Source organism: Bradyrhizobium sp. BLXBL-03, assembly GCF_051853015.1.
In the GTDB taxonomy this organism is placed as follows: domain Bacteria; phylum Pseudomonadota; class Alphaproteobacteria; order Rhizobiales; family Xanthobacteraceae; genus Bradyrhizobium; species Bradyrhizobium manausense.
Map to the genome: position 1 here is coordinate 6638260 of NZ_CP182470.1, position 16768 is coordinate 6655027.

Sequence of the window (16768 nt, forward strand, 5' to 3'; positions counted from 1 at the left end):
CTCAAGGGGGTGACGCAGCCGTTCTGAATTCTTTCCACCGGACCAACATTCCTTGTGTTAAGTTAGGAGAGGCCGTGGACGCTCACCAGTTCGGTGAGGTACTTGCCGTAGCCACTCTTTTCCAGCGGAGCAGCCAGTGTCATGAGCTCGTTCCGGTCGATGAAACCTTGTCTGAACGCCACTTCTTCCGGGCAGCCCACCTTCATTCCCTGTCGATGCTCCAGCGTCTGCACAAAGCCGGCGGCTTCAGTGAGCGACTCGACAGTCCCAGTGTCTAGCCAGGCAAAGCCTCGCCCCATGCGCTCCACGTGAAGTGCGCCAGCCGCAAGATAGCGCATCTGCAGATCGGTTATTTCGAGCTCTCCACGCGCCGAGGGCTCTATCCGTCGGGCGTACTGCGCGACCCGGCTGTCGAAGAAATAAAGTCCCGTAATCGCCCAATTCGAAACAGGCCGTTTGGGCTTCTCCTCAATCCGCACCGGGCGATCCGCTTCATCAAATGTCACGACCCCGTACCGCTCCGGATCTCGAACATGGTACGCGAAGACGGTTGCTCCTTGCTCCCGTTCCGCGGCCCTAGCGAGCAGCTGGGTGAGACTATTTCCGAAAAAGATGTTGTCTCCGAGAATCATCGCTACACGATCGCTTCCGATGAAGTCGGCGCCCACGATAAAGGCGTCGGCAAGGCCGGCCGGCCGGGGCTGCTCCGCGTAGCTGAGCTGAATGCCCCATTGTCGACCGCTGCCCAGCAGCCGCTCGAATTGGGGACGATCGGACGGTGTGGTGATCAGCAAGATATCCCGAATGCCCGCCAACATCAAAGTTGATAGCGGGTAGTAGATCATCGGCTTATCATAAACCGGGAGCAACTGTTTGCTGACCACCCGTGTGATCGGGTACAGCCGCGTTCCGCTGCCTCCAGCTAGAACAATTCCTTTCAGCATCCGCTTCTCCCGCTGTGCTAAGTAGTTCAGTGAGGCAGACATCAAGCGAATGCTGCCAAGCTCCCAACCTGACCCCGAATACGCGTTCAGCCTTGGACGAATCCAGGCGCGAGTTCCGTGGCCTGCGCGCCGAGGTCGGGTACTCGTCCGTTGTCACCGCTTCGAGCTTGGGAACCGGGATTCCGCGACGGGAGAGCCCATCAAAGATCGCCTCTGCAAACCCATACCAAGACGTTTCACCTTGCCCGACGAGATGAAATATTCCCGCGCTCGTCCTTCGATCGATCGACGGTAGCCGCGCAATCACCTGGAGAAGACCCGTCGCCAAGTCGAACGCAGATGTTGGATTGCCAACTTGGTCTCCGACAACCCGAACGACAGGTCGCGTCTCAGCTAGGCGCAGCATGGTGCGAACGAAATTGGCACCGTACGGACTGTACAGCCACGAGCACCTGACGATGGTCGCTAGTGGATGCGCTGCCAGCACCGCCGCTTCGCTCGCCAACTTCGAGGCGCCATACACGTTCAATGGGGCTGGAATATCGGATTCATCGTAAGCGTCGGGCTTGGTGCCGCTGAATACATAGTCGGTCGAAAGATGTACGAACGGAATGTTCATCTGCCAAGCGACGTCAGCCAATGCAGCTGCACCGTCGCGATTGACGCTGAACGCTTTGGCAACTTCGCTTTCTGCTTGGTCAACCGCAGTATATGCAGCCGCATTGATGATGACGGATGGCCAGATAGACGCGACGAGCTTGTCGATGTCCTGGCGGGCTTCTAAATCGAGGTCCGGCCGCCCGAGTGCCACTATCGGCCGCCCATGCTGGCAAGCAACCTCATGAAGACACCTGGCCAACTGTCCTTTGCGGCCCGTGACTAGAATGGGTCTCTGCGCCATTTTTAGTCCTCAATCTTGGCCAGCCAGGAGACCTAGACATTCTCCGCCATAGATCGCCCAGCGAGCGCGCCTCATCAGCCGACACGTGCGTAGTCGGAACCGGATTTGCTGCGAAGGAACGCGACTCTCGGCTTGGCAATCATCGGTCTTCGTGTTTCCAGCCGTTGCAGTGCGCAACCTCGTGTTCGCGGACGCGCGCCTGATCTTCCATTGAGCTCACCCGGCCGATCTTGGGAACAATAATCAAACATCCTCCAGAGCCCCACATAGAGCAGCCGAAGATCTGCTTTCCTTCGGCGGCTGCCGCACCGAGGGTCCGACAGAGCAAATCGATTTGCGAAAGAGACAACTCCAGCTCCACCATTCCGGGGGGAGCGGGTGCAATCCAGGCAGGCGGCGGAGATTGAATATCGATCATTCCACACCTCCCCGAGACACGCGCTCCGGTCGGAGCCGTAAAATAATGAGGCTCACGACCCCATTAACCCGCACGCGCTCGGACATCATTGAATTTCGCGACTCTCTTTAAATATGAGCAGGAAACAAAATAGTTCAGAGAACGCCGATACTTGACGCAATCTCAACGAAACTCGGCGCGGCCTCGTCGTTGGATGGCGACCTTAATAACAGATTAATATTTAATTTTGCAACTGGATTTTTATAATATATGATTTAAATACCAAAAGGGCAGCAACCTCCTCCTGCACTGTCGCAATGACGGCGCGATCCGCTTCAAAGGTACCCGATGCTCCAGAGCAATCTTCTACACACCGAGAGAACGCGCGTCGCGCTGAGCGGTCAGAGTTCGTTCGATCAGCCGGACAGCGGCGGATTTGGAGACCTTGTCAAACTTGCGGTTAGCTTTTTGAGGAGGCAGTACATCGTGATCGCTGTTACTGTCGTCCTTGCATGCGCCGCCAGCGTGCTTTACTTGCGATTGGCGCCTCCTACCTACACGGCGCAGGCCCAGGTTCTGCTTGGAATTCCCAGGGCACAGTTCGTGCAGCAACAGTCTCTTCTTGCCGAACCGGCCTTCGACGTCACTCAAATCGAGACGCAGCTTCAGATCCTGAAATCAAAGGCGATCGCGACCAAGGTCTTCAATCAATTGAAGCTTGCCGACGACCCAGACTTCACCGGATCTAGTTCATCACTGCTGTCGCCGTGGCAGTGGGCTCGAGCTCAGATTTCGTCTTCGAAAAATCCTCCTCCATCGGATACAGAGGACGATCCGTCCGAAGCGGCTCTCGGGGTTTTTCTAAATCGACTCTCGGCAACTCGCATCGGCGTGAGTAACGTAATCGAAATCAGCTTCAGTTCGAGTAGCGCTCCACGGGCGGCTGAGATCGTGAACGCGGTTGCCAACGCCTATGTCACGGATCAGCTGGACGCGAGGTTCGAAGCCAATCGGAGGGCAACGAGTTGGTTACAGGAGAGAATGCACGATCTTGGCGAGCAGGCTCTCACTGCCCAGCGCGCAGTCGATACCTACAAGGCCCAGAACAACATCGTCGCCTCCGACGGCAAATCGATCGACGAGCAACTGATCACCCAGCTCAACACTCGATTGGCCGCCGCGCGGGCTCAAACCTCTGAAGCGAGCGCGAAGTTAACCCGGTACGAATCTCTTCTCAGCTCAGATCCAGCAAAGCAAGCACCGCTCGGCGGTCTCGATGCCATCGGAACAGACGCAACAAACAGTACAATTCTAACGACTCTCCGCCAGCAATATCTTGAACTCGCGCGTCGCGAGGCCGAGCTAGCTAGTCGGGTCGGTCGCGACCACTTGGCTGTCGTGAACATCCGCAACCGAATGCGGGAGTATCGAACCTCCATGTTCGATGAGGTCCGGCGCCTCGCCGAAATCAGCCGAAGTGAGGCCGAGCTCGCCAAGCAAAGACAACAGGAGATTGAGAAGCAGCTTGCCGAAGCCGTGTCAAAATCTCAATCGGTGAATTCCGCTGAGCTCACGATTAGAGATCTGGAAAGCCGTGCAAAGAGCTTGCGCAGCTTGTACGAGAGCTTTCTGCAGCGCTACATGGGTTCAACGCAGCAGGAGACATTTCCAATTTCGGAAACGCGGGTGATCTTTGGCGCCTCCCCTCCTCAAGGCAGGAGCAAGCCAAAGACCAATCTCGTGCTGGGCCTCGGGATGTTCGCAGGGGTCGCTCTCGGAGTTCTCCTGGGGCTCCTGCGAGATGTCATGGACGGAGTCTTTCGTACGTCATCCCAGATCGAAGCCGGCCTCGAGCTACCCTGCTTGTGCCTCGTACCGGCATTGCAAGCTACAAAGCCCTCGAAATCGCCTGCCAAGTCTTCGCAGGCGGAGGAAGACCTGCGCTCAAGGACGATCTCCAATGTTCCGGCGATTCATCGCGCGGTGGTCGAAATGCCGCTCTCCCGCTTCACCGAAGCTATCCGTTCCATCAAGCTTGCGGTGGACCACAGCCCGGCGAAGACTTCGAACCAGGTGATCGGGATAACCTCAGCCCTTCCCAATGAAGGCAAGACAACCATCGCAGCATCTCTGGCCCAGCTGATTGGGCACAGCGGAAAACGGGCCATCATTGTCGATTGCGACCTGAGGAACCCCTCCCTGACCGCAAGTATCTGTCCAAAAGCTTCCGCAGGCCTCATCGAGGTTTCCAATGGCAGTCGCTCGCTCGAGGAAGTCATCTGGCGAGATCCGAAGACCAATCTCGTCTTCCTTCCGGCCGTGCGCCGCGGAGCACTATTTCATACAAGCGAAATTCTTTCCACGGAAGCCATCTGCAAGCTATTTGAGCGTCTGCGACAAACCTATGATTATGTGATCGTGGATCTTCCACCGCTCACTCCTCTGGTCGACGTGCGTGTAACATCTCCGCTGGTTGACTGTTACATTCTCGTGGTCGAATGGGGACGCACGAAGACCGATGTCGTTCAGCACGCCCTGCACACTGCACCGACCATTTCGGATTCGGTGATCGGAGCGGTTCTCAACAAAACCAACATCAAAGCAATGGCTCGCTACGACGCGTCTCGCAGCGACTACTACAACGACAGCCATTACATTCGATATGGCTTTTCCGACTCCTGAAACCGCAAACAAGGCCAGAGCGAAGTCCGGTTATCGTTGACTAAGCCGACCTCCGCCAGCAATACGGGGATGGTCTCTCATGATTTCCCGATTCACATTCTTTGCGCTACTCGTGGCGTTATCCTCGGCCATCGCTGTGTCCGAGGTCTTGAAAAGCCCAATTGTCGCAACGGTCATCATGGCCCCCTCGCTTCTGGCAGCGAGCGTTTTGGTCCCGTCATCTGTACTCGCTCGCTTTGAGAAGGTGCTGAATCCCCTCTCGATTGCCATCCTTGCGGCGCCGATCCTTTGGATGATTTTGCAGCTAGTTCCTGTTCCGGTGCAAGGCTGGGGTAACTCGATCTGGAGAACTGCATCGGCTGCATTGAACGAACCGCTGGCCGAAAGAATCACGGTAGACATCCGTGCCACGGTGCTCTCGCTTGTTCAGTACAATGCCGTTTTGGCCACCGGTCTTGTCGCGGTGATCGTGGCGCTCGACAGACAGCGGGCTGCCGATTTCCTCTACGTCCTATTGTGCATCGCGAGCTGCGGAGCGGCGATATCACTGCTGTCGTGGGCCATGGAGTTCCGAAACGAGTTCGCGCCCGCATCAGAGGGCGGTCATGTCGCCCCTGTGTTAGGTACTCTGCTATCGTGCGCAGCTATCCTGCGCGAGTTGGACGACGCGCGCCGCCGGCGCGAGCCCCGACCAGCCTTTATGCCCGCCAATTGGGCGTTGCCCGTGGCCCTTGCGTCCTTGTTGGTCTGCCTGCTGGCTCTTGTTCTCCGCGAGACCCCCACCGTCTTCATTGCCACTTTGCTTGGAGCGGAGCTGCTGCTTGCGATTCCAATCATTCGCAAATGGTCCTTGGGAATCTGGGGCAGTACCGGCGTCTTCGCAACAGCTACGCTGATCTTCGTCGCGTTTTTTACAGCCATCCCGGCCAAGAAGGATACGGATCTGACGATCGCGATAGCGACCCAAAGCCAGAGCGCAACCGAGCGGATGCTCCAGGATATTCGACCGACGGGGTTCGGGGCGGGCTCGTTCGGTTCAGTGCTACCAATCTATCGGGACATTGGCGCAAGTTCCATTCGCGAGCGCCCGACCGACGCGGCCTCAATCGCAGTAGATATGGGACGGGTATTCCTCTGCGGCCTGCTTCTGGTCGTAGCGGTGACTGCCTGGACGCTGGTGAAGCGATCTCTGTCGCGCGGGCGCGACTATTTGTATCCTACGCTAGGCGCAGCAGCAGCCGTATCGGTAGCGGTAATAAGTCTCTCTACCGGAGGGCTGACCGATTTAGGCCCATCACTGCTACTGGCCGGCCTCTTTGGGTTGGCATTCGGGCGGAGCTTGGCAGGAGCGGGGCATGAAACCAATTGTTCGCCGCCGCAAGAACCGATCGATCGTAGGCACCTCCGATCAACTCTTCCGGCGCAGATGGGACATCGCGTCCTCCTGGTTTTGCTAGCCGCAGCGCTACTGTCGCAAACGATTTGGCTTCTTGCGGACCTGCGATATTCCGACGACGCGATCCCTGTATTGGCCGGCCACATCCTGAGAGCAGTTATACCTACGGCGAGCTTGAGCGAGTCAGCGCAGGAGGAACAATCCGGCCGCTGGCTTGTCCCTCACAATTTCAACACGGGCGATTTGCTGTCAACGAAATCTCGCGTGACGGCGAGTCCCTCAGCCCTCCACCTGCTCATATCGCAGTTGCACTCTTCGCCGCTGCGTGGCGAGCTCTGGCTCCTCCTTGCGGCTGCCTCGGCCGAGACCGAGAAGCCCAAGTATGACATGGCCGGGCTCCTTAAGATGTCGTATTACACGGCCCCTAACGAGGTCGAGCTGTTTCCACTGCGGCTTTCTTTAGCGCTGTCTCGCGATGGACTCGTTAGAAACCCAGAATTGCGTGACCTCATCAAGAGGGACATTGAAATTGTCCTGACGCGGCAGCGCACTCTCGAACCAGCGCTCATGGCGGCCTACCGATCCGCCTCGGCGGGCGGCAAAGTTTTCGCCGAGAATCTCATGTCCGGACTGAATGCCAGCTACTCACAGCAGAAGAAAACGGACTAGCGCTAGGCCGCACCGGCGATGGTTCGTGATTTTTGGCTTGAACAAATTAAATCAATTGGTTAATATAAATTAAAATTTTCCGGCATTTAAAATTGGTGTGTTCCTGGTAATGAACTTCGTCAACCGGCATATTGCGGAACAAGACTGCGAGGCGGCCCGGACGCGCTTGCCGTCCTCGCTATCTTCCGGGCGAAAGTGGCCGATCCGGTACGACTCCATCGAACTTGCGGTCGTCGCTGCCGACCTCATGGCTATTTTGATCGCGAGCCTTTTGTCCTCGCTGATCAGCGACATCCGCACCGGCTGGACCATGACTGAAGTGGGGCAGAGCGTTGCACACGCGCTGCTTGCGGCGAGCTTTTTCGGTTCCGTATCAAAATTGAAGGGCCTTTATTTGCCCCCCGAATTGCTTGTGCTGGGCACGCAGATTCGGGGGGTTTGCCTAGCCTGGACCTGGTTGGTTCTGTTGGCGTTGGCGGTGGATGCCTTGAGCATCTCTCCGCAATTCTCCCGGGGCGCTGGGCCATTCTTCGCTGTGTTCGGTCTCGCTTGCCTGATTGCCGAGCGATGCCTCTTCAGGGCCCTTCTACTTAAAGGCCTGAGTGGCCGAAAGTTTGCCGGGACAACCATCGTTCTCATAACGGATCAACCGCTGTCCGAATATGCTGGGCTGTCACAGAGTCTTGCAATACTCGGCTTTAGCGTAGCTGGCCGATTCACCCTACCTCCGATCGGCTCCAGTGCCGCTTCTCGAAAGCGACTGAGTGCGCGAGTGATTGAGCACATTCGCGGTTCGACGATCGATGAAATCGTCCTGGAGGCAAATCCGGAGCGGTGGCCTGAGTGGCGCGCACTTATGGCGGACCTGAAAGTTCTGCCAATTCCCATTTTTTTTGTACCCGTCGGTGCAACTTCAGATTTGCTCCGTCATCCTACGCGGCGCATCGGTGGTGCCGTCTGCATAGAACTCCAGCATGGCCCTTTGTCGTTTATGGCAAACGCAACAAAGCGCGCTATCGACCTATTCGGCGCCGGACTTTCCTTGATTATTCTGGCTCCTTTCCTGGCCTTGGTTGCGCTTGCAATTAAGGTTGATTCTTCCGGGCCCGTTATATTCAGACAACAGCGCTGCGGCTTTAACGGCCACCACTTCTTAATCCGCAAGTTCCGTACCATGCATGTGATGGAGGACGGGCCTGCTGTAGTTCAAGCAATCCCCGCAGATCACCGCGTCACACGCGTTGGAAAATGGCTGCGCCGCACCAGCCTGGACGAGTTGCCGCAGTTGCTTAACGTGCTCGACGGGAGCATGTCGCTCGTTGGCCCGCGCCCTCACGCGTTGGCGCACGACGGCCAGTTCAATAAACTCTTGCGCAATTATGCTTTCCGGCGCCGCGTCAAGCCCGGTTTGACCGGCTGGGCACAAATTCATGGGTGCCGGGGTCCCACGCCCAATTCAGCTGCAATCGAACGACGCGTTGAATATGACCTGTGGTACATTGACAACTGGAGCTTGCAACTCGACCTGGCAATCTTGTTGCGGACACCCCTTGAGGTGTTCAGAGGACGCAATGCCCTCTAGCCAACATTATCCACGGACCAAGTCAGTACCGCAGAGCCCGCGCGCCGACCGGGACCTAAGCTCGCTGGCGGGCTTTCGCGCCGGCGTCGCTGATCTGGAACTCTTCGATCTTGCGTCCGGATTTCATTGCAGCCACCAACCAGCGCGGCCGCTTGCCACGACCGGACCAAGTTTCCGATGTTTGAGGATTCCGATATTTTGGAAGTACCCGAGGATACCTGCGTCGCGGCTTGTCGTCCGGAACTCTTTCAAAAGAACTCGGGTCCCGCGGCCCTCGTGCTTCTCCATTGAGCACGGCCAAGCGCTTTTCCAGCTCCTGCTTTTCGGCCTTGATCCGGGCCGACAAAATGCCACTGATCTCTTCGTGGAGCACCCAAAGATCGTCAAGGGACATGATCTCTAGTTCAAGCTTCTTCGGGGACATGTCACTACCCTATAGTTGTACCTCGTTTATATCCCCAGAGAGGACATTAATCAAGCGACAGACAGGCATTATCCAAAGCGAAATATGGAACCAAAAAGAAATGCCCAAGTGAAATACCGGCGGCCCGACCATTAATCAAGGGCAAAAAAATGCCGCGGCCCGCACATTAACAGCGCAAGGCACACATGTCACGTGCACCCCCGGCCTGAAGTCACCGTGCGAATGGAACGCCTAGATCCGCGGGCCGGCGAGTTGCGCAGGCCAGCCTGTTGAAGGCCTTCGGTGCACTCGACTGCGGCGCCGGGCCGTTGTCCGTGGCGCTTGTGGGGGCGCGCAGCCTCTACAGGACCGCAGCCGTGATCGAATGACCGCCATATCCCTCAGGGCCCGGAACCGCAATTGGATTTGCAGCTCCAGTAACTCGATGTCCCTGCAACGCGCCGGAGGCATGATTAACTCAGCCATGCAGGCCTTCAATTGCGAAAGGGGCAGATCGACCACTCTGATTTTTGCGCTGCGCAACACGGCAAACCTCGCACGGTCATTATCTAAAAAATAATTATCGCATATTCTCTTAAATCAATTATATTTAAATCTATTCAGGACGTCAATTTGAAATGGGATTTCCTTGCTTGCCTACTTTCCATCGGAGCACGACTTCATGTCGACATCGGCACGATGAAGTTGGAGGCAGCAGAACATCGATAAGGGCAGGATGCGCAAGGAAGATCTTGAGGCAATGGACTTCGAGGAACTCTGGCTCCTTCACGAGGAGCTAACGAAGGTCCTTGCCGAAAAGATTACAGCGGAGAAACAGGAACTCGAAAAGCGCCTTTCGCAGCTGTATCGTCTAGACCAAGCAACTCCGGACGAGCGAACTCTCGACCCGAGTGCACCAGTTCGACGCAAATATCCAAAGGTCATACCTAAATACTACAACCCGCTTAGACCTTCCGAGACTTGGTCCGGGCGCGGAAAACAACCGCGATGGCTGGTTGCGGCGCTGCAATCGGGACATGTGCTCGAGGAATTCAAAATTCCGGAAAAAACAGAGGCTACCGATACAAGCACGAACGAGCAGGAGCATTCGTGAAGCGCGCGCTTAGTTGCCCGAGCGTCACTCGCGTTCGTGTTTAACGGGCGCAGCCGCGCCCGGCGCTCAATCCAAAATCGAGTTTGCGTCGAGCGATAAAGATCCTGATAAAGATCCTTGGGCCACTCCTAGAGCACAGCACTCACGCCGCCGCTGCTAGGCTGCCATTTGACTGACCCGGAGCGTTCGTGAGCTGGTGGAGATCCACCAACCGAGTGGCCTCAAATGCCTCTCGTGATAAAATTCGGTGGGCATCCAGCAGATATCGATAGGCTTCGCGGCCGGCACTCCGTTCGGTCAAGACGCGCTCCATCTCGCCGATGCTCCTCAGCTTCCGCTGCATTTCAGCCATATCATTGTGAATCGAAGAGGGCGCCAGCTCCCAATTTTCGGACATTTCTTCCTCCGCCGGATCGAATTAATATTAAAATCTTACCTCAATTAACTCGCGGAACTCCACGAATAAATTTCGGTCACAAATTGTTTCTGTTTTATTCACCGTCGGCAGCGCTTTGAAGATTCTCAAATTTTCCCTAATCCGGCGAGAAAAATCTTCTCCGTTGGTTCCGCGGCATCGGGTTCGCCCACGACGCGCCTGGGGCGCTAACCGGATGCGATCGGACACCGTCTGCACCTCCGGCAATAAGACGAGATCACCCCACAGGTCTGCTCTTCGGTAGTGAGCCACGCACCTCGGCTGCGGATCTACGGGATGGGACCAAAGTCTACGCTCGCGTGTAGATTGATCGAAACCACGAGCAAGAGATTCTGCACGAGCGTGCAGGCTTCATCGGCCCGGCCGTGATCCGGCATCTTTGGCGAACAACCGGCGCCCGCATAGGGCCTCCCGGTCTTCCCATCATGGTGACGAACTGCTTTCAACGATTACGGGCCCTGTCGCTTTCCGAAAAGCTCATTCCTCACATGATCGTTTCATTCCTCACATGATCGTTCGCGGATTGGCGGGCGAATCGCTGCTGGTCTACGGCGATGGCGGCAATATCTGCGACTACCTCTATGTCGCCGAGCACGCAATGCGCTGACCTTGATACTTTGAGCACAACAATGTCTGCGATACCGACAACATCGGCGCGCGCTGCGAGCGGGGATAGTGGAGCGCAACTGCGGTCTGCTCAGTGAATTGCCGCCAGAGGCACTCCGCACGGCGATCCCATCAGCTTTCGTGTCCGACCGCCTTGGCTACGACCTGCATGAATAGGTCTCGGCTGACGCAACCTCCGTGATTATACGGGGCGAGATGCGTCAACTTCCTCCTGGTAAGGTTGAGCAGTTAGCTTAATCCGCGGTGTTTGTTGCGAAGTTTTGTCAATACCCTATCCACTTCTCGCACCGGGCTCCCCCAAGCCCGGCCCCACCCAAGCAAAGCCGTCGAGCGAACATGGGTCCGCTTGGCGGCTTTGTCGTTGTGTCTATGCGAAGAGGAACGTTTCGGTTATGGCGCGGAAGCCCTGGTCGTTCAAAGAGGATCGCCGGCTCATGGAGCTGGCCAAGTCTTCCACGTCGGTGGAAGAAGCAGCAAAGCAACTCGGGCGATCGCCTGACGCGATCAAGCGCATGGCGATGCGGCTTGGTCTGTCGTTGAAGTCGAAGACGGGCAAGAAGAGCTAGCCCGCGACGCAGCCTGTCAGGATGGCATCGTTTTGCCGTCTGGCACCCAGCCGCAGCGCAAAGCACTAAAGGGGCAGAAGCCCTCTTGCGGATGCCTGCGCCAGCACGCCCGGATGCGTCAGCTCGCGGCGCAGCGCACCTAGCTAATTCTAAGGTCAAGTAGTGGCTGAGACGCCGACCCGAGATCGGCCGCCGCGGCAACCGTCACCGGAACGACAGCGGCTAGAATCTCAGGCGCCCAAAAGATTGTCTGCTCGGCGAAGGACCTCTGCGGGTCATGGGCGAAAGCAGACACCCCATCTCCTCCTGAATTCTTGTGTCACTTCGCCATCGGGACTGTTTGCCATCATAGCCTCAAAGTCGCGTCGATAGTCCGCATTGCGACGAAGACATTCCCAGGCGATGTCGGTGATTTCGGCGTCTTGTAGGCTCTTGTAGGTTTCCGGCGACCGCCAGTCGAACTCAGGCATTACGTCCCTCCCATTGTATGCAGCTAACAAGGATGGCGGCGCAATAGTTATGAACGAGGCGGTTATGGGAAGCCCCTAGTTTGGCACCACGTGGTGCTTCTGGATGACCACGCTCTGCCGGAGAAGATCATTTCCAGATAGATGCTTTTGCTGACAGAGATTCTACCAATTTGACCTCGAGCCACGCAAAAGACGTCCTTGCTCGGTCATCCACTTAGCCCGTGCTAAATGGCTCTCGTATGCATTGCGCGCACGGTCCGGCTCACGCTCAGGATCGATATGCAGGACTATTCGAGCGACTTCCTGCCAGTCCGCGCCCTCACCCTCAGCTTGTAGAAGGCGAATGTACGTTACAACGTGGCCCTCATCGTAACACGTCAGCACAGACCCGGTGGGGGCCAGGTCAGCCACGGCAAGATCGAGCGGTGGGTCTGCATGATCTTACGGTCGCAGAATCTACTATCCAGCGGTTCACAGGGCGCACATTGTTAAGTATATCGAGGTGCAATATACTGAACAAGCGGCATCTTTGCCCGCATGGATTTGCGGGAGACATTCGCCACCAACTTGCGTCGTCTACGCAATGCGAAGGGATGGTCTCAAGACGAACTTGCTCTGGAGGCTGAGATAAGCAGGAGCTATCTGAGCCAACTGGAGAAGGGCGTATACTACGTCAGCATAAAGGTCATTGGCCGCCTTGCCGATAAGCTCGACGTCGAACCTGATGAGTTCCTAAAACGGATGGCAAAGAAGCGTTAAAGCAACGTGACGCGGAAATCCCTATCGCCAATGCAACAACCTCACCTCAAAAAGATTGATCAGCTTTCCTACCGTCAATCCGAACAATGACAGGATGAGCACGCCGGCCAACAGCTGATCCGTCTGCATAAGATTGCCCACCTGCAGTACGAATGCTCCGATTCCAAATTGGGCGCCGATCATCTCTGCGCTGACGACGAGCAGCAGTATGCCGTAATTCGAAAGCCAGCCAGGATTGACGGTAGCGCGCCCGGCCAGAGCAGCGGTTGAGACGCTGAACTGTGATCAGCGGCCCGGGCAACGGTGATCGGAACGACCGCCGCTAAGAACCTCAGGCGCGCCAGTCGAACTCAGGCATTACGTCCGTCCCATTGTGTGCAGCTAAGGACGGCGGCGCAATAGTTATGAACGAAGCGGTTGTAGGAAGTCCCTAGTTTGGCACCACGTGGTGCACAGGAATGACCACCGATCAGCAAAAGAAAATAGTTCTTGCTGTTAGCCGCCGGCCGACGATTCTCTTCTATTTCGAGCTGGTGGCGCGTAAGAGGCGACCTTGCTCAGTCACCCATTTGGCGCGCGCGAGATGACTCTGAAATACGCTTCGCGCACGGTCAGGCTCCCACACCGGATCGATATGCAGCACCAGGCGAGCGACTTCCAACCAGTCTGCCCCTTGGCTTTCGGCCTGCAGAAGGCGCATGTAGGTCACGACATGCTGCTCATCGTAGACAGTGAGAATTTGATCTGCAGGCGCAGCGTCGGCGACGTCTGGGTCGAGCGGCGGCTTCCTCATAAGACTCCACGCCTTGGTTTAGACAATTTCTAACACGCGGGCAGGAAGGAGCAGCAAAATAGTCGCGGGAGCCATCCCGATCGCGTTTTGTAGAGAATACTCCGTGGTGAAATACTCTTCAAGGACATGCCCTCTCGCGCATGGATATACGCGAGATACTTGCAATTAATTTGCGGAAGCTCCGGCAGGCCCGTGGCTTGTCACAGGAGGAATTGGCTCATCGTGCTGAAATCGACCGCACTTACATCAGCGCACTCGAGCGAAGCGTTTATGCGGCAGGTATCGACGTTGTCGATCGGCTGGCGCGCAGCCTTGGTGTCGAGGCCGCCGACCTGCTCATTCGCCCGTCCGCAAGCGCCAAGAAAAGGACTCGGGGACAGGCCGAATAATTAAATGTCGAGCCGCTCGATCCGAAAGACCTTATCGCTCACTCATGCCCGGAAGAATGAAAAGCCCCGCCCAGCGGACCAGACGGGGCTTGGTGGGGCACTCTTACTCGCCGGTCTTGCGCGGCCGCGACCACAGGAGGGTGTAGCCCTCGCCGCCTTCGTCATCGAACAGGTTCGCATAGATCGGAGCGTTGAAGTAAGGATCGTCGAGCTTGAGCGAGAGGTAGTCGCGGCCCTCCTCGGAACGCTTCGACCAGGCTGCGCCGACGATTGCCTCCCCAGCCCCAAGCGTTCCGCCGTTACCTTGTTTGCGGCCATGCGAGATCGATCTACCGAGCGCTTTTCGATTCGGCTATCAGGCCGCCGAGTCGTGCACCGGGCTTACATGAGAGGTAAGGGCTGACGCCAGCCGCGCTCGCCCGAATACAGGGAGCTCATCGGATTGAGCAAACGTTGAAGGCGATCGCCACATTGGGCCGCCCGTGACAAGAGATCTATTGCCAATTTTTGCCGTCCCGGACCGTCGATTGCCTCCCCAGCCCCAAGCGTACCGCCGTTACCTTGTTTGCGGCCATGCCAGCCCGATCTACCGAACGCTTTTCGATTCGGCCATCGAAGGGCCGAGTTGCGCGCTGGGCTCTTACAGCGCCGAGTTCGTTACGCTCTGAGGTCGGTGGCAGCGCAAATTATATGAACCTCGGATGAGAGCCGGCCCGGTTCCATTCAAAACAAGGTGCTGCGCAGCGGATGAGGCATGGCTTAACTTTCAGACAATCGCCACAAAGTTCACCGACACGCTCCCACAGTCAGTCTCCACCAAGGCCGCGATGTCCCAGTACTCACTCGATGTGTTGCGTCAACGCTATGTCGTCGAGAGAAGACCGCTCGAGGCCAGCGTGGAGCAGATCTTGCGCGCCGACAGCCGCGCTGGAGCGCGTGCCATCCTGGCCGCAATCGATAAACGCCGCTTTGAAAATCGGTCCGAAGGGCAGCGCCTCCGCAAGATGCTCCGCTTCGAGACCGCTCTCTGGAAAAGCGGTCATTATGCCGTGGCAGGCGTGGACGAGGCGGGAATGAGCCCTCTCGCCGGGCCAGTCTCCGCGGGCGCCGTCATCTTGAAACCAGGCACGCGCGTTGTCGGCATCGACGACTCGAAAAAACTCGACGCCGCGGCTCGCGAAGAGCTCGCCAAAGAGATCAAGGAAAAGGCGGAGAGTTGGTGTGTGGCGTTCGTCGAGGTCGAGGAGATCGACGCGATCAACATCTATTGGGCAGGCATCCAGGCTATGCAGCGCGCGGTCCGGGGCCTAGGGATGACGCCGCATCATTTGCTGATCGATGCGAAGCGGTTGAAGGAAATCGACACCCCTCAGCAGGCGATCATCAAGGGTGATGCCAAGTCCGCCAGCATCGCCGCCGCCTCCATCCTCGCGAAAGTCGAGCGCGATGCCGTGATGCGGGCGCTCGACGTGCGACACCCCGGCTACGGCTTCGCGGATCACAAGGGCTACCCGGTGCCGGCTCATTACGAAGCTCTCGCCAGGCTTGGCGCATGCGCCGCTCATCGGCGGTCATTCGGGCCTGTACGCAAAGCTCTCGGGTTGCCGCCCCTCCCGCCGTGGCCTTCGGCAGCCGAGCGCGCCGCTGGTTGACCGGGTCGAACGTCTCTTCACGTCGGCTCTATTTGCGCGACCAACTCTTTTCGCGAACGACGTCCTTGGCCTTCTTGTCGGACCGCAGGCCTAGATAGACCGGCTGGCGCAGCTCGCCCTTGCTCGTCCACTCCGCAAACTTCACTTCCGCGACCAACGAAGGACGCACCCACGTCGTGACCCGCTCATCCTTCACCTTGGCAGGAAACGGCGATCTGGCGGTTTTGAGCCTCACCAGCTTGCCGTGAAGCTCTTCCAGAACCTGGTGGCTGAAACCGGTGCCGACATGGCCGATGTACCGCCATGCATCGTCCTCGCGTACCGCCAGAACGAGGGCGCCGAAGAAAGGCCGAGTTCGCCTCGGCGCTGTGAAGCCGGCGATCACCACCTCCTGCCGCTGCGCGGTTTTCACCTTCAGCCAGTCGGCAGTCCGGCGCCCGAACGCGTAAGGGCTGTCCGCGCGCTTGGCCATGATGCCTTCGAGATGCCTTCGCTCGGCTTCTGCGAAGAACTTCGTTCCATTGCCTTTGCGGTGCTTGCTGAACGCGATCAGCTTGTGGCGCGGCAGGATGGCCTTGAGCCGCTTCTTGCGCTGCAAGAGCGGCAGCGCGCGCAGATCCTCGCCGTCCGCGAACATGAGATCGAACGCGCAGTACAAGAGCTTGGCCTCATGGCGCAGGGCGTTCTGAAGCAACTGGAAATGAGATGCGCCGTCCTTGCCGATCGCGACGAGCTCGCCATCGATCACGGCATCCGCCTTCACGCCCTCCAGCGCTTTCGCGACCTCGACGTAGGAGTGGCTGATGATCTTCCCATTACGGCTGTAGAGCGCGACCCGACCACGCGTGATTTCCGCGACCATGCGGAAACCATCGAATTTGTCCTCGAAGACCCAATCGGGATCGTCGAAGGGCGCATCCGTCAGTGTGGCCAGCATGGGCTGCAGGCGAAGAGGCAAGGTCGATTTTCGGGCCATGGCAGGGGCTCT

The 16768-nt window shown here is 57.5% G+C and carries 18 protein-coding genes and 2 pseudogenes; 9 read left to right on the forward strand and 11 right to left on the reverse strand.

Annotation, left to right across the window (positions count from 1 at the left end; genetic code table 11):
- Positions 1–62: 62 nt before the first annotated feature.
- The 3 genes from rfbA to ACNJX9_RS31710 form a co-directional block, all read right to left on the reverse strand.
- On the reverse strand, positions 63–944 hold the full coding sequence (gene rfbA / locus ACNJX9_RS31700) for a glucose-1-phosphate thymidylyltransferase RfbA (protein ID WP_439405924.1): 882 nt from the start codon (positions 942–944) through the stop codon (positions 63–65).
- Positions 853–1845, reverse strand: a complete 993-nt coding sequence (rfbD, locus tag ACNJX9_RS31705; RefSeq protein WP_439405925.1) for a dTDP-4-dehydrorhamnose reductase — start codon at positions 1843–1845, stop codon at positions 853–855. Before rfbD ends, rfbA begins: the two co-directional genes overlap by 92 nt.
- 139 nt (positions 1846–1984) lie before the next feature.
- Positions 1985–2263 carry a hypothetical protein gene (locus tag ACNJX9_RS31710; protein WP_439405926.1) on the reverse strand — a complete coding sequence of 93 codons (279 nt, stop codon included), beginning with the start codon at positions 2261–2263 and terminating at the stop codon, positions 1985–1987.
- Between the two features lie 327 nt (positions 2264–2590).
- Between ACNJX9_RS31710 and ACNJX9_RS31715 the strand changes: the two genes are divergently transcribed.
- The 3 genes from ACNJX9_RS31715 (at position 2591) to ACNJX9_RS31725 (ending at position 8571) form a co-directional block, all read left to right on the forward strand.
- Positions 2591–4924, forward strand: coding sequence for a Wzz/FepE/Etk N-terminal domain-containing protein (locus tag ACNJX9_RS31715; RefSeq protein ID WP_439405927.1), 2334 nt, complete (start codon positions 2591–2593; stop codon positions 4922–4924).
- Positions 4925–5003: 79 nt separating this feature from the next.
- Positions 5004–6989: a hypothetical protein gene (locus ACNJX9_RS31720; RefSeq protein ID WP_439405928.1), complete on the forward strand. Its 1986-nt coding sequence runs from the start codon at positions 5004–5006 to the stop codon at positions 6987–6989.
- Between the two features lie 109 nt (positions 6990–7098).
- Positions 7099–8571, forward strand: coding sequence for an exopolysaccharide biosynthesis polyprenyl glycosylphosphotransferase (locus ACNJX9_RS31725; protein ID WP_439405929.1), 1473 nt, complete (start codon positions 7099–7101; stop codon positions 8569–8571).
- 55 nt (positions 8572–8626) lie between these two features.
- Here ACNJX9_RS31725 and ACNJX9_RS31730 read toward each other — a convergent pair whose 3' ends face one another.
- Positions 8627–8995, reverse strand: a complete 369-nt coding sequence (locus tag ACNJX9_RS31730) for an H-NS histone family protein (RefSeq protein WP_439405931.1) — start codon at positions 8993–8995, stop codon at positions 8627–8629.
- 715 nt (positions 8996–9710) lie between these two features.
- Between ACNJX9_RS31730 and ACNJX9_RS31735 the strand changes: the two genes are divergently transcribed.
- Positions 9711–10088, forward strand: coding sequence for an H-NS histone family protein (locus ACNJX9_RS31735; RefSeq protein ID WP_439405932.1), 378 nt, complete (start codon positions 9711–9713; stop codon positions 10086–10088).
- A 142-nt stretch (positions 10089–10230) separates the two neighbouring features.
- On the opposite strand, the gene ACNJX9_RS31740 is transcribed toward ACNJX9_RS31735, so the two are convergent.
- Positions 10231–10485 carry a hypothetical protein gene (locus tag ACNJX9_RS31740; RefSeq protein ID WP_439405933.1) on the reverse strand — a complete coding sequence of 85 codons (255 nt, stop codon included), beginning with the start codon at positions 10483–10485 and terminating at the stop codon, positions 10231–10233.
- 418 nt (positions 10486–10903) lie between these two features.
- On the opposite strand from ACNJX9_RS31740, the gene ACNJX9_RS31745 reads away from it, so the two are divergent.
- Positions 10904–11131 carry an NAD-dependent epimerase/dehydratase family protein gene (locus ACNJX9_RS31745; RefSeq protein ID WP_439405935.1) on the forward strand — a complete coding sequence of 76 codons (228 nt, stop codon included), beginning with the start codon at positions 10904–10906 and terminating at the stop codon, positions 11129–11131.
- Positions 11132–11585: 454 nt separating this feature from the next.
- Positions 11586–11717, forward strand: a complete 132-nt coding sequence (locus ACNJX9_RS31750) for a hypothetical protein (protein WP_283809596.1) — start codon at positions 11586–11588, stop codon at positions 11715–11717.
- Between the two features lie 275 nt (positions 11718–11992).
- Here ACNJX9_RS31750 and ACNJX9_RS31755 read toward each other — a convergent pair whose 3' ends face one another.
- Both ACNJX9_RS31755 and ACNJX9_RS31760 read right to left on the reverse strand, forming a co-directional pair.
- A complete protein-coding gene (locus tag ACNJX9_RS31755) occupies positions 11993–12187 on the reverse strand; it encodes a transcriptional regulator domain-containing protein (protein WP_439405936.1) in 195 nt (64 codons plus the stop codon).
- 162 nt (positions 12188–12349) lie between these two features.
- The gene (locus ACNJX9_RS31760; RefSeq protein WP_439405937.1) at positions 12350–12598 is read right to left on the reverse strand and encodes a DUF2285 domain-containing protein; all 249 of its coding nucleotides are present in this window, start codon (positions 12596–12598) and stop codon (positions 12350–12352) included.
- Positions 12599–12724: 126 nt separating this feature from the next.
- Between ACNJX9_RS31760 and ACNJX9_RS31765 the strand changes: the two genes are divergently transcribed.
- Positions 12725–12946, forward strand: coding sequence for a helix-turn-helix domain-containing protein (locus tag ACNJX9_RS31765; RefSeq protein WP_439405938.1), 222 nt, complete (start codon positions 12725–12727; stop codon positions 12944–12946).
- A gap of 21 nt (positions 12947–12967) precedes the next feature.
- Here ACNJX9_RS31765 and ACNJX9_RS31770 read toward each other — a convergent pair.
- Both ACNJX9_RS31770 and ACNJX9_RS31775 read right to left on the reverse strand, forming a co-directional pair.
- Positions 12968–13209 (reverse strand): annotated as a pseudogene (locus ACNJX9_RS31770) (ABC transporter permease); the annotation flags it as partial.
- 257 nt (positions 13210–13466) lie between these two features.
- Positions 13467–13739 carry a DUF2285 domain-containing protein gene (locus ACNJX9_RS31775; RefSeq protein ID WP_439405939.1) on the reverse strand — a complete coding sequence of 91 codons (273 nt, stop codon included), beginning with the start codon at positions 13737–13739 and terminating at the stop codon, positions 13467–13469.
- Positions 13740–13879: 140 nt separating this feature from the next.
- On the opposite strand from ACNJX9_RS31775, the gene ACNJX9_RS31780 reads away from it, so the two are divergent.
- Positions 13880–14128, forward strand: coding sequence for a helix-turn-helix domain-containing protein (locus tag ACNJX9_RS31780; protein WP_083514240.1), 249 nt, complete (start codon positions 13880–13882; stop codon positions 14126–14128).
- 103 nt (positions 14129–14231) lie between these two features.
- Here ACNJX9_RS31780 and ACNJX9_RS31785 read toward each other — a convergent pair.
- A pseudogene (locus ACNJX9_RS31785) lies at positions 14232–14408 on the reverse strand (DUF736 domain-containing protein); the annotation flags it as partial.
- A 547-nt stretch (positions 14409–14955) separates the two neighbouring features.
- Here ACNJX9_RS31785 and ACNJX9_RS31790 point away from each other — a divergent pair.
- Positions 14956–15780 (forward strand): ribonuclease HII, encoded by an 825-nt coding sequence (locus ACNJX9_RS31790; protein WP_439405940.1) that lies wholly within the window; start codon positions 14956–14958, stop codon positions 15778–15780.
- A 28-nt stretch (positions 15781–15808) separates the two neighbouring features.
- Here ACNJX9_RS31790 and ligD read toward each other — a convergent pair whose 3' ends face one another.
- A complete protein-coding gene (ligD, locus tag ACNJX9_RS31795; protein ID WP_439405942.1) occupies positions 15809–16756 on the reverse strand; it encodes a non-homologous end-joining DNA ligase in 948 nt (315 codons plus the stop codon).
- Between the last annotated feature and the right edge of the window lie 12 nt (positions 16757–16768).